10 protein-coding genes and 2 pseudogenes are annotated in these 12,733 nt (G+C 53.0%); 2 read left to right on the top strand and 10 right to left on the bottom strand.

Annotation, left to right across the window (positions count from 1 at the left end; all coding sequences use genetic code 11):
- Nucleotides 1-87: 87 nt before the first annotated feature.
- Nucleotides 88-474, top strand: a pseudogene (locus ACMWLG_RS24725) (DDE-type integrase/transposase/recombinase); the annotation flags it as partial.
- A gap of 17 nt (nt 475-491) precedes the next feature.
- On the opposite strand, the gene ACMWLG_RS24720 reads toward ACMWLG_RS24725, so the two are convergent.
- The 4 genes from ACMWLG_RS24720 to ACMWLG_RS24705 all read right to left on the bottom strand — a co-directional run bounded on the left by ACMWLG_RS24720 (nt 492) and on the right by ACMWLG_RS24705 (nt 4,170).
- A protein-coding gene (locus tag ACMWLG_RS24720; protein ID WP_223861918.1) for an IS1 family transposase occupies nt 492-1,189 on the bottom strand; the annotation gives its coding sequence in 2 pieces (ribosomal slippage) (nt 492-940 and nt 940-1,189; 699 coding nt in all).
- 391 nt (nt 1,190-1,580) lie between these two features.
- Complete coding sequence (locus tag ACMWLG_RS24715; protein ID WP_003032093.1) at nt 1,581-2,393, bottom strand: PfkB family carbohydrate kinase; 813 nt, start codon at nt 2,391-2,393, stop codon at nt 1,581-1,583.
- A 12-nt stretch (nt 2,394-2,405) separates the two neighbouring features.
- Nucleotides 2,406-3,380 carry an SIS domain-containing protein gene (locus ACMWLG_RS24710; RefSeq protein WP_003032095.1) on the bottom strand — a complete coding sequence of 325 codons (975 nt, stop codon included), beginning with the start codon at nt 3,378-3,380 and terminating at the stop codon, nt 2,406-2,408.
- Nucleotides 3,381-3,384: 4 nt separating this feature from the next.
- Entirely contained in the window at nt 3,385-4,170 is a 786-nt protein-coding gene (locus ACMWLG_RS24705) for an ABC transporter substrate-binding protein (RefSeq protein WP_003032097.1), read from the bottom strand.
- Between the two features lie 225 nt (nt 4,171-4,395).
- Between ACMWLG_RS24705 and ACMWLG_RS24700 the strand changes: the two genes are divergently transcribed.
- Complete coding sequence (locus ACMWLG_RS24700; protein WP_032451558.1) at nt 4,396-5,160, top strand: GntR family transcriptional regulator; 765 nt, start codon at nt 4,396-4,398, stop codon at nt 5,158-5,160.
- A 100-nt stretch (nt 5,161-5,260) separates the two neighbouring features.
- On the opposite strand, the gene ACMWLG_RS24695 is transcribed toward ACMWLG_RS24700, so the two are convergent.
- From ACMWLG_RS24695 to ACMWLG_RS24670, 6 genes and pseudogenes are all read right to left on the bottom strand, one after another.
- Nucleotides 5,261-5,887, bottom strand: a complete 627-nt coding sequence (locus tag ACMWLG_RS24695; RefSeq protein ID WP_306464275.1) for a VOC family protein — start codon at nt 5,885-5,887, stop codon at nt 5,261-5,263.
- A 32-nt stretch (nt 5,888-5,919) separates the two neighbouring features.
- The gene (locus tag ACMWLG_RS24690) at nt 5,920-7,188 is read right to left on the bottom strand and encodes an ISL3-like element ISKpn25 family transposase (RefSeq protein WP_045337256.1); all 1,269 of its coding nucleotides are present in this window, start codon (nt 7,186-7,188) and stop codon (nt 5,920-5,922) included.
- A gap of 4 nt (nt 7,189-7,192) precedes the next feature.
- On the bottom strand, nt 7,193-10,450 hold the full coding sequence (locus ACMWLG_RS24685; protein ID WP_045337254.1) for a type I restriction endonuclease subunit R: 3,258 nt from the start codon (nt 10,448-10,450) through the stop codon (nt 7,193-7,195).
- A pseudogene (locus tag ACMWLG_RS24680) lies at nt 10,451-11,260 on the bottom strand (restriction endonuclease subunit S); the annotation flags it as partial. It lies immediately after the preceding gene.
- The gene (locus ACMWLG_RS24675; RefSeq protein WP_414763052.1) at nt 11,261-11,743 is read right to left on the bottom strand and encodes a hypothetical protein; all 483 of its coding nucleotides are present in this window, start codon (nt 11,741-11,743) and stop codon (nt 11,261-11,263) included.
- On the bottom strand, nt 11,740-12,733 hold a 994-nt coding region (locus ACMWLG_RS24670), incomplete at its 5' end, for an HsdM family class I SAM-dependent methyltransferase (protein ID WP_414763051.1). The genes ACMWLG_RS24670 and ACMWLG_RS24675, both read right to left, overlap by 4 nt.

Below are 12,733 nucleotides of genomic sequence, written 5' to 3'. Positions count from 1 at the left end.
CATTTAAATGGAGAGCCGGATGCGCTGAAAGGTGCACGTCCGGTTCGGGGAGGAGAGGCAGGGAAATAGTCCGACTACGCCCTGCCTCTTACTCTACTCTGGACGGGTAAGCGCTGGGCGTACCTCGCCGTTGTTCTCGACCTGTTCGCAAGAAAGCCGGTGGGCTGGGCCATGTCGTTCTCGCCGGACAGCAGGCTCACCATGAAAGCACTGGAAATGGCATGGGAAACCCGTGGTAAGCCCGTCGGGGTGATGTTCCTCAGCGATCAAGGCAGCCATTATACGAGCAGGCAGTTCCGGCAGTTACTGTGGCGATACCGGATCAGGCAGAGTATGAGTCGGCGTGGAAACTGCTGGGATAACAGCCCAATGGAGCGCTTCTTCAGGAGTCTGAAGAACGAATGGGTGCCGGCGACGGGCTATGTAAGCTTCAGCGATGCAGCTCACGCAATAACGGACTATATCGTTGGATATTAGGTAATGACTCCAACTTACTGATAGTGTTTTATGTTCAGATAATGCCCGATGACTTTGTCATGCAGCTCCACCGATTTTGAGAACGACAGTGACTTCCTGCCCAGCCTTGCCAGATGTTGCCTCAGATTCAGGTTATGCCGCTCAATGCGCTGCGTATATCGCTTGCTGATAACGTGCAGTTCTCCCTTCAGGCGTGATTCATAAAGCGGCCAGCCATCCGTCATCCATACCACGACCTCAAAGGCCGACAGCAGGCCCAGAAGACGCTCCAGCGTGGCCAGAGTGCGTTCACCGAATACGTGCGCCACAACCGTCCTCCGTATCCTGTCATACGCGTAAAATAGCCAGCGCTGACGTGATTTAGCACCGACGTAGCCCCACTGTTCGTCCATTTCAGCGCAGAAAATCACATCACTGCCCGGTTGTATGCGCGAGGTTACCGACTGCGGCCTGAGTTTTTTAAGTGACGTAAAACAGTGTTGAGGCCAACGCCCATAATGCGTGCACTGGCGCGACATCCGACGCCATTCATGGCCATATCAATGATTTTCTGATGCGTACCGGGTTGAGAAGCGGTGTAAGTGAACTGTAGCTGCCATGTTTTACGGCAGTGAGAGCAGAGATAGCGCTGATGTCCGGCAGTACTTTTACCGTTACGCACCACGCCTTCAGTAGCTGAACAGGAGGGACAGCTGATAGAAACAGAAGCCACTGGAGCACCTCAAAAACACCATCATACACTAAATCAGTAAGTTGGCACCATTACCCCTTTCCCGGTGAATGCAGACTGATCCATCAGCATGCTTTATCCTTAATGAAGTAAGCTCCCGGCGATAAACCCACCACTTTACTAAGGGTATTGTCCTTTAATTAACCAGCACACACAAGTAATCAGTTACTTACATACTTCAATAATAAGTGGCAGCGCCTTTTATCATCAGATCGGCAATCAGAAATAATATTAACGAAACGCCAGACTTACCGAAGCCGGCATCAAGTTTGCTCGTTGAGCAGGACCATCATTTTTGCTGCAAAAACAGCAGAATGAGCGGTTCCCATTAACGAAGGGGAATCCACTCAAAAGCGGAGACATTCCTGCGGGATTAATAAGCTTCGCCTTCGCCGAAGGCGCCGTCCACCAGGCAAATTCTCGCTGCAAAATGCGCAGCAGCCTGCAGTGCTGCGGTGATATTACCGTGCTGACGTAAATGGAGCAGAAACGCAGTGATAAACGCATCACCCGCACCTAATGTATCCACTGGTGTTACCGTCTCCGGCTCCTGCTGATACCAGTCTTTACCATCGAACAGAAGTGCACCTTGCTCGCCACGCGTCGCGACCGCCAAACCGCTGCCTGCCTGCACCGCCTGCACCAGAAGTTCACGCGTTTCTACCAGCGACCATCCCGCACAGGAGAAAAATGCCGCGTCGAGCCAGCGGCATAATGGCAGCGCCTGTGCGATGACAAAATCATCTGAGAAATCATATGAAAGCCATCCGGATAACGTTGCCAGCGCAGGTAGTTGCGCATCAATATAGCTGTAGCTGCTGGTGTGGATCAGCGAGAAATCATTAAGCCAGTCCATCTGTTGCAAAATAAAGTCCATCGATTCCGTCTGGCGCACACCGCCGAGATTCGAACCGAGAAACACCCGTTCCCCCTGTTCAATCGTCAGCCGCGCATAGCCATTTTCACCCGCAACCTGACGGCAATGGCGTATATCGATGCCGAACTTTGCCAGCGCACGCATCACATGGTCAGCCGCCGCATCGTTACCAAAAATGCCCAGATAGGCAGCCGATGCATCCAGCATCGCCGCATACACGCTGAAATTGAGCGCGTTGCCTCCAGGATACCGTACACGCCGGTGTTCATATTTATCGACAACGTTGTCGCCTATGCCAATGACTTTCATTGATCGCCGCCCTTAGTAATCCACCACGCCCATATAGCGGCGGGTTGAGAGCGGATGCTGGCGGATATCAGCCAGTGCCGCACGGTAGTCGCACATGATGCTGTAAAACAGCACCGGGTTAAAGTAGTCCACCACTGATGCAGGCAGCGCATTCAGGCCCAACTCGCGGGCGTCCACAACCTCTGTTTTGTCGTTATAACGATTCAGGAACGCCTGCGCACGCTGATCCAGAGCACGTGTGCGGCCTTCATTCATCAGGAGGATAAAGGGTACGTGATTATCGGTGACTTCAAATGGGCCATGAAAGAACTCGCCGCTGTGAATAGAAGCGGCATCGAGACGCTGCATTTCCATCAGTGAGCAGATGGCGAATCCATAGGCATGCCCGTATGAGGCGCCACTCGAAAGCACATAGAACAGGGACTCATGCTGATAGCGTTCTGCGAACGCGGCGCAACGGGTTACCACCTTAGCGCGGGCCTGGCGGATCACCGTATCGATTTGCGCAAAGCCATGCTGGAAAGCCTGCCATTCGGCAAAATCTTCCACCTGATACAGCGTATCCATGCACAGGCTGAGGATCAGCGCCATCGGGTTTTCGGTGACCAGCGTATCATCACCCCATTTATATAACAGGTTATGGTCGGCCCATTGCAGCAGTTCCGCTTCCGCATTGTGCGTAAGCGTGATAGTGGCGGCACCACGGTTTTTTGCCAGTTGAGCCGCAGCCACAGACTCTGGCGTGTTGCCACCATGCGAACAGACAATCACGAGTGACGAGGCACCTAACGCGCGCGGTGCAGCATGCACAAATTCATTGGCAGTCATCATCCATGAGCGCAGATTTTCACTCTGCTCATTGAGGAAATAATGAGCAGGATACATATCGACCAGCGAGCCACCGCAAGCGACCAGGAAAACCTGACGCAGCGGCTTATCCTGAAAATGGCTGCTCATCAGGGAGGTAATGATGGGTTGGGTCTGCATGGGGTTAATCACCGTAGATATTGAAATTGAAGTATTTTTTCGCTAAACGATCATAGGTGCCGTTGGCGCGAATCGCGGCGATCGCCTTGTTAAAACGGGCCTGTAAATCTATATCATCCTGCCGTAACCCGATCCCGGTGCCGGGCCCAAAGATCTCATCATCTTTGACTTGCGGCTGGATTAGCGTGAACTTTTGGCCCTGGGGTTTGCTCAACAGCGCTTCAGTGATCACCACCGCATCATCGAGCGTGCCATCAAGGCGGCCATTAATCAGATCGGCATAGACCGATTCCGCATCCGGATAAGCAACCACCTCAACGCCCGCGTTGCGCCAGTATTTGTTGGCATAACTTTCAAATACCGAACCCTGCTGGACGCCAATACGTTTACCTTTCAGCGATGCCGCCGTGGGGGCGAGCGAACTGCCTTTAGCGGTCACCAGGAATGCGGGAGTATTGAAGAGTTTGTCACTGAAAGAGATGGCTTTTTTACGTTCATCAGTGATCGACAGAGAAGAAAGAATGGCATCAAATTTCTTTGCCTGAAGTGCCGGAATAAGCCCGTCGAAGCTGTTCTGTACCCAGGAGCATTGCACTTTCATCTCCGCGCAAATCGCATTACCAAGGTCGATATCGAAACCGATGAGCTGACCATTGGCATTTTTCGATTCAAACGGTGGGAAGGTCGGGTCGATACCGAAACGCAGCTGATCCGCCGCCGCCGACGTGTGAATGCAGCCTAACATGGCTATCGCTGAAGCAAGCCCGGCGATGGCTTTTTTAATTTTCATAGCTGTTCCCCCCAAGGTTTAAACATACCAAAAAATATACCACGAAGATTGATATACGCTCGATCTGGCGGATATAGCAACAATAATTCGCGAATAATAACCAAAAAAATTGTCGTGGTATGTTATTCTTAGTGTCACGCCATACCGATATAAATGATTTTATTTTGTATAATCAACTGATTGATTTCCTATTTTTTGCTTTCCATAACCGACACAAAACAGACCATGACCAGCCCAGTAAAACAGACCAGAAGGCCGCGCAGGAGCTATCTCGACGCGCGCAAAAAACTACTCGGAATGCTCAATTCACCCGATTTCAACAGCGGCGATCAGATCCCCGCAGAGCGCGAATTAAGCGAGGTGTTGGGTATCAGCCGTGTGACAGTGCGAAAAATCATCACTGAATTGATTGACGAAGGCGTGCTGGAAAGACGGGGGAATCAGGGAACCTGGTTGGTCGATACGGCGATTGAACGCCCGCTACAGCCTGCGCTGGGCATCAGTAAAATTCTTGAATTGAATGGCGCAGTGCCCAGCAGCCAGTTGATCTACTTCCATATTTCCGCGGCCAGCGCCCGCATTGCACGGCTACTGCACATTGAAGAGGGCGATCCTTTAGTCATGATCAAACGCCTGCGCCTGGCTGATGGACACCCTTTCTGCATCGAAACCAGTTACTTACCTCAAGCCCGTGTCGCGGATTTGAGCGCTGATATGTTAGAAAAAGAAGGGTCGCTTTATCGCCTGCTGGCTGAACGTTACGCTATTCACGATGTGTACGATGAAGGAACCATCCGGGCAGCGGCGATGAGCGAAGAGGAGCATCAACTGTTGCAGGCGAAACCAGAGAGCCCGGCGCTGGTCTACCGTGGTGTGATTTACGATAGCCAGCATCAGCCGATTGAGTATCTGGTCTCGGTGAATCACCCGCAACGCGTCGCTTTTCGCATCAATGGCGGCCTGAAGGAAGTGGACGTGCTTTCACCGTGACGGGCTATTGCATGTTTTCGCCGCCAGCGGGGCGTGGATAATGGCTTCCGCCATTTGGCCGGCACCAATAAAATGTACATTTGCCATGAGCGGCAACGCCTTATTGAAAGCGATATTCACCGCGACCGACGCGAAAACGCTGGCCTTTCAGCGACGGATCAGAGGCGTTAAAAACCAGTTCGACTAATCGATTGGCCTCCCCCTGACGAAAGAGAAAGCGCTGCTGTCCTGCGGACAGACCTTCAGACAGTTCATTAAAACCGAACAACGCGTGCCAGTGCTCACGCGCGGCCTGCGGATCCTGCACCTCAAAAATGGCGCTCTGTAATGTCACTTCGCCTGCCGGATGCGGCTTGTCGAGCCCCTGAGCGCGTAGCCGCGTTAGCCGTGCGTTATCATCTTCTCCCCATTGCAGAACAAAGGGATACGGCAGGCCGTTAAAATCCCCATCAATGGTAAAAATACGCCAGCTAATGACGTTTCCTTGCGGGTCGTTGCGCTGGCCGTTAACAATTGGCGAGACCTGTAACCCTTGACTGCGCAACTCTGCATGCGTCTGGTCAATATCATCCGTGCGCAACGCTACCCGGTGCAGCACCTGGTTTTCGGGGGCTATTTGCATTCTAGGGTTGGAATCCATCCATTCTAACCCTAGACTCTTAGTCGGACAAAAAGCTGCTTCTGGTTGGATTTTTCTGTTTTTCACCACCCTGCGAAAATCTAACATTGGTTGGATTCTCAGACGCGCCCTCTCTCGCGTTAATCCAACTCTCCACCTTCTGCCTGCTTCAACAATGTCGGAATGTGCGGTCCATACTCGACCTTGCCTCGTCCTGCTCGAATACCACTGCCAACCTTGCGGGCTTCTTTGGAGTACAACGTCTTTGCACGCATGATCTCATAGCTATAACCCCGACCTAACCGGTTGGACATCTTGATCAAGCCGTTGAGCCCTTCGGTATAGCCATTGGTGATTGAGAACGGCGCATCCCAGTAGGCAAAGATGTCGTCGTAATGGTTGTGTACCGTTTTTACCAGTTTTTTGAAAGGCTCCATGCCATAAGGCGGCAGGCTGTTCTCCCAAGCCTCAAAGGCGTTCTGAGCGCTCTGCTTATCGGGTTCGTCGTAGATGCAGAAGAAGGCTTCCTTGAAGTCATAGGCCATGGCAAGTGCTGGGATCGCCTGCTTTATAACCTCCAGCGCCTTTTGCTCTGCGGGCGTCAGGTTGCCGGGTCGCTTCAGGGTGAGCCAGCGAATGGACTTTTTGACGTAAATGCGATCTTCTTTGCTTAACTGTGCCTGATAGTTCTTGCGCTCCGCTTCCAAGGCTTCAGAGGCCATCTTGACGACATGGAACTTGTCGATCACCAGTTTGGCGTTGGGCAGATACTGAGCAAAGGAACGCTTGAAGGGTCGCCACATATCCGTACAGACCCATTCCACTTTGTCAGCATCCGGCAAATCCTTGAAGAAGGGCTTCAGGTGCTCTTGAGTACGATGCTCCAACATATCAAAGACGTTGTTGGTTGCCAGATTGGTGATTACACAGCGATACCCGCCGGCAAGGTTCACTTCGTCAATACCCATGATGACCGGGGTTTCGTAACGAACGGTTTGGGAGAGTTCCTCAATGAGATCGTGAGCGATGTTCTTGACGGTGTTCACTGCCACACCGGTTTGCTCGGCTAAAGCATGGAAGGTGGTTCCCAGGCACTGTTGCCGAATAACATCGACCAGCCGTTTGGTGGCTCGGCGTTTGTCATCCAGAAAACTCAACTCCGGCATGGACATTTTTCCGCACGACTCACAGCGAAAGCGCGGGCGCTGAACTTCAAGGCGGACGGGCTCCATGTACAACGGCGTGTCCATGAACTTGTTTTTGCGCGTACCGTGTCTGTGCATAGGGATGTTGCAGTCCCCACATAACGGCACCTCGACCGTTACCGGCTCAGCAACTATCACAAGGCACTTGCCCTCGTGGCGCATATCGACCGGCTTGATGCCTGGCAGATTCAGCAGGTCAAGCATCGGCTTAATCCATACCCAGATCGATGTCTTTGCCTTCGCGCAGCAGGTCATACACCATATCAACCAATGCGGTCATGCCCTGACGGTCAGACTTGAGCACCTGGGTTGCCAGCTTCTGATGACTGGACAAAGCACGAACAACCGCTTGCTGAACAGCACCGGGGAGGTTGCCTTTCATAGCCTGCTCACGGGTGTTGCTTTCCACCTGAGCCATGACGACATCGCTTTCACCGGTAATCGCTGAAATCTGATTAACGAAAGCCACCTGATCCTGTATCGGCGTCGCCTCACCAAACAGGCTGTTGAGCCTCTCGATAATTTCTTTGACGAATTTAGGCTTGTCGCCTACCGCGCCACCACCGCCTGCACCTGCTGGTTGCAATACCGGGGTTTTGCCTTCGTCTTCTACGTCATCGGGTCGAGCATTGATGTCAAAGCCAGTAAGCACCAGGCCTGTCAAGTCCACGGTTTCCGGTGCTTCGTGCTGAAGGCGCTTTTGCAACAGCTTGGCGAAAGCGGCAAAGTTTTCCAACTCCGGGTCGCCAAAATCAATCAGTTGGGCGATATAGGAATAGGTACGGCAGAAGCGCCCCAGGTCCGACTTGAAGCCCATCAACGCCTTGATTTGCTCGGCATACTCATCCTGGTGGTGATCGGCAGACTTCATACCCGCCTCGTCACCCTTGGCGCGGGCCTTCTCAAACGCTGCTTCCCAGGTTGCCATGCCATCGCGCAACATTTTCAACTTGTCGTTATACAAGGCCGTCGCTCCAGCTGTAGCGGTATACAGCGCCTTGTGCTGTGGCGATTTAGTATGGGTGATGTCACGTATGGTCTTGAAGCGGGCTTCCTTGAACGCGGCCAAGTCCTTCTCGTCGTACAGGCCGTGCTCGTCCAGTCGCTCCTTGATCTCGTAGACCACATTGAGGTCTTGCACTTCGCTGATGTGAGCGCCCTTGTCATAGGTGGCAAAGGCCTTGCGCACGTTCTCCGGGTCGTTCACGAAGTCGATGATAAAGACTTCATCTTTCCCAGGCGCCGTCCGGTTCAGGCGGGCGAAGGTCTGCACAATCTCCACATGGTTGGCGATTTTCTTGTCCACATACATGGCGACCAGTTTGGGCTGGTCAAAGCCGGTCTGGAACTTGTCGGCCACCAACATTACCCGGTATTCTGGGCGGTCAAAGGCAAAGCGCAAATCCTGCCCGTGGACATCCGGGTTCATGCTCTGCTCGGTGAACTCCTCGTTCTCATCGACGATAAACACATCGTCCTTAAACTCGCTGTCATCCTGGTGCATCACCTGCTTACCGGTCATCTTGCCGGAGAAGGCCACCAGTGAATGAATAAAGCCGTACTCGCTGTGCTGCTCGATATAGCGGTCAAACGCCTTCTTGTAGCGAATGGCAGCGGCACGGGAGCTGGTCACGACCATCGCCTTGGCCTTGCCATCCAGCCGGTGGGCGACGTTCTTGGTGAAGTGCTCAACGATAAACTGTACCTTCTGGGTCACATTGGTGGGGTGCAATGACATCCACTGTGCCAGGGCGCGTTTGGCGGCCTTGCCGCTTACCCGCTTGCTGTCTTCAAGCTGCTTGGAAAGGTTGAAGGCTGTTTTGTAGGGTACATAGCCGTTCAACACATCGAGAATGAATTTCTCCTCAATGGCCTGGCGCATGGTGTACAGGTGGAAGGCTTGCGGCGGGTTATCGTCCGAGATCGGTTGGCTTGGATCTGTCGGGCGACCGAACAGCATCAAAGTGGAGTGTTTGGGCGTGCCGGTAAAGGCGAAGTAGCTGATATTGTCCGGGCGGGCGCGGGACTTTTGCAGTTGCTCCAGCAGTTCATCCACCGTCATGGTGGACATCTTGCCTTGTCCGCTCATCCCCAGCGCGGCTTGCAGCTTAGCGGCGGTAGAGCCTGTCTGCGAGTTATGCGCCTCATCAATGATCACAGCAAAGTTTTTCCCTTTCAGGGCCTTGTCAGTGATGATGGCTTCCATCGCGTAGGGGAAGGTCTGGATCGTGACCACCACAATCGGCGTGCCAGACAACAAGGCTTCCGAGAGCTGCTTGCTCTTGGACTTGGATGACTTTTGCCGGTCAATGGCGGCGATCACCCCAAACTGATGGTCAATCTGTTTCACCGCGTCCTGAAGCTGGCCGTCCAGCACATTACGGTCGGTTACAATGATCACGCTGTTAAATACCGCGTCGCCGTTATCTTCGCGCAGTTTCACCAAGTCATGAGCCGTCCAGGAAATGGTGCTGGTCTTGCCGGAACCGGCGCTGTGGTCACACAGGTAGGTCATGCCTGCGCCGTTTTCGCGGGCATCGGCCAGCATCTGGTTCACTGCCGTCCATTGGTGGAAGCGCGGGAAAATCAGAGTTTCTTTCTTCGACCAGTTGCCCTGAATATCCACCACGTCCTTTTTCTCGACGTAGACAAAACTATGGAAAATCCGCAGCCAGGCATCCGGCTGGCAGACCGCCTCCCAGAAGTAGGCTACCGGGTATTCCTGGGTACCATCGGCCTTAATTTCACCTGGCGGGTTACCCGCATGTACCGTGCCGCTTTCGTCCTTTCGCCCCTTATTGAACGGCAGGAAAAAGGTGTTTTCTCCATCCAGCTTGGTCGCCATCATGATTTCAGAGTCGGACATGGCGAAATGCACCACCGCCCCGCGCTTGAAGGTCAGCAATGGCTCCCGGCGTTTGGTCTTGGCGTCATACGGCAGACGATCATTGCGGTACTGATCCATGGCCGCTTCGCAGGACTGGGTGAAGTCGGTCTTCAGTTCGACGGTTGCCACCGGCAGACCGTTGATAAACAGCACCAGATCAATGGCAAATTCACGGGCCGGGTGATACTTCAGTTCCGGCACCACGCGCAGGATATTGGCCTGGTAACGCTCAATGACTGCTGCATTGCGCTTGTCTTCCGGTGCGGCCTCGGTCATCTCGATCAGGCCGCAACCGGCAATGGAAAAACCCTGGCGCAACACCTGCATGGTGCCTTGTTTCTCCAGTGCTTTATCCAGGCGATCCATCAGCACTTCAAGGGTTTTGGCCCCGTTGAGCCGTTCCAGCTTGTCCCATTTTTCCTGCTGGCCGCTGGTTTTAATCCAGCTTTCCAGGTCTTCGGGGTACACCGCCCGCTCGGTGTCGTAGAACTTGGAATCACCCAGCTTCCAGCCCTGCTCTACCAACCGGTCGATGATGTATTGCTGGAAGTGTTTTTCCTGATGTGCTGCTGATTGCATTTATTGTTTTCCTCGCAAATCAATCTGGCCTGTGACAGCGGCGGTGATAAAGGCGGCGCGGCGTTCTTTGAGCAGGATGATACTTTGTTCCGACTTGCTAATCAGAGCATCAATGCGGGCGGTTTCAAGGTCGAGGGTGGCTAGAATGGCATCTTGCTCCTTCAGATCTGGAAGAGGTAGACGAGTGTTCGCTACATATTCATGCTCTAAGCTTTCAACAGTAGCTCCTTCTTTTGCCCATATCCCAAGCAACGAGCGGTTAAGCCCCTGTACCCACCGAAGTATAAACCGGGGTCTAACCCTAGTTTCATCAAGGCTCAATGCTTTCATGTCCTGATTTAAGCTAACAGGAACATTATTGATCCCAACCGGTATCGTGTGACGAAGAATACCTGATCTAGCAACCAGCAACACCGCTCCCGAGTCAATCAGTTTCGTGGCACTATTTTCCAGTCCTTTGGTAGTTATATGATCTATAGAATCGGTAATCACCTCATGTTTCATATCCTTTGGAGAGACCCAAGGGATGCAGCCGTTCCAATAGTCTGGATTTTCTTTTGATGGCGTACCACCACCAGAGAATGCAGCAACATGCTTTAGTTTTGTCGCCTCCCAGTGCTCCGGCACCTGCCCAATCCACTCAATGCCGGAGTCCTTCATCTTGGCGTTGCGGTCTAGTCCCTTGGTGACAGCATGGGTAATCAGCGCCTGGCGCTTTTCCTTCAGTAGCTCGATAAAGCGGGTTTTCTTCTCGATAAGCGCATCAATGCGGGCGGTTTCGCGGTCGAGGGAGGTTAGTATTTTCGCTTGCTATACAACTTCAATTGAACCGATATGCCCCCAATCTGCACGAGGCATTTTCGCTCCCTCGCATCCTGACTCTATTTGATGCGTTACATCAGGAGTTAAAAGCCATTCTTGCAGCCATCTGGGTTCTGTTTTTTCAGCCCTCAGAACCAAAAATTCTGTTGAGCAGCACCCTGCCATCTCTGAAATAATGGCTTTTCGCAAATATGGACGCAGCTTACCGTACAGGACATCCCCTTCATAAAAGATGCCTACAGTTGAATCTTCTGATTGACGGGAGCTTCCATTCGTTGGCTTGTACTGCCCTGATCCTGCTTCTACATCCTCAAGTCCGATATAAATGGTATCAGTAGATACATCATTTCGTCGTTCATTGCGCAATGACGCCAGTCGCTTGACTCTCGCTACCTTCCAATGCTCCGGCACCTGCCCAATCCACTCAATACCGGAATCCTTATATGCGGGATATGCTCTGTACTGGCTCATTCGCTGGCCACCTCCGCCAGTAGCGCGGCAATCTCGGCTTCTACTTGCTTCAGGTCTTCATCAATATCTTGCAGCTTGCGCGGCGGCTGGTACTGGTAGAAGAAGCGGTTGAAGTTGATCTCATAGCCAACGCGGCCCAATTGACCATCCCTGGCATCGGTAAAACTCTCATCCAGCCAGGCATCCGGCACATGAGGAAGCACTTCGCGAGCAAAGTAGTCGTCGATGTCATCCAGATAGGGGACGTTCTCGTAATCAGTTAAATCTGTGTCTGGCACCAGCTCGCCGTTGGAATCCGTGACTGGCTCGGCTTTCGGGTCTTTGTGACCAAAGGCGTTGATCAGCGCGGTGATCAATGTTTTGCTGGATTTGACCTTGAGCTGCTTAGCTTCGTCGGACTTGATCGAGTTCTTAACAAAGGTTTCTGCCCAGCTATAGGGCTGCGTTTGCCCGATCAGCGGCTTGAGGGCTTCACGCCAGAATGTCTGATGCGCATCAGAGAGCTTTTCCCAGGCAGCTTCGGCTTCCAGCCGATCCATGCCCACCTTATCCAGCTCCAGGGTCATGCGCAGCGGGCGCAGAACCCTGATACGACGGTAGCCAAAGGTACGGTAGTCAAGCATCCGGGAAAGCGCTCCGCTTTCGCCTGTGGCGTAGATGTCCAGAATCTGGCGGCGCTGCTCATCGCTGACAATACGGCGTTTGTTGCCCTCGTTGCGGATTGAAGTCCAAAGGTCGGTGGCGTTAATCAACTGCACCTTGCCTTTGCGCTCCTGCGGCTTCTTGTTGGACAGAATCCACAGGTAGGTGGCGATATTGGTTCGGAAGAACAGCTCCGTTGGCAGAGCTACAATGGCTTCAATCAGGTCGTCTTCCAGCAACCAACGGCGTATTTCCGATTCGCCAGACGCGGCACCGCCGTTAAACAGTGGCGAACCCGACAGCACGATAGCGGCGCGGCCACCGCCGTTGATCGGCAGTTCTAGCTTG

This window comes from Enterobacter sp. 01-M-02-SI-ECC (assembly GCF_047530595.1).
GTDB lineage: Bacteria > Pseudomonadota > Gammaproteobacteria > Enterobacterales > Enterobacteriaceae > Enterobacter > Enterobacter cloacae_M.
This window is presented reverse-complemented; position numbering and strand designations above follow the sequence as displayed.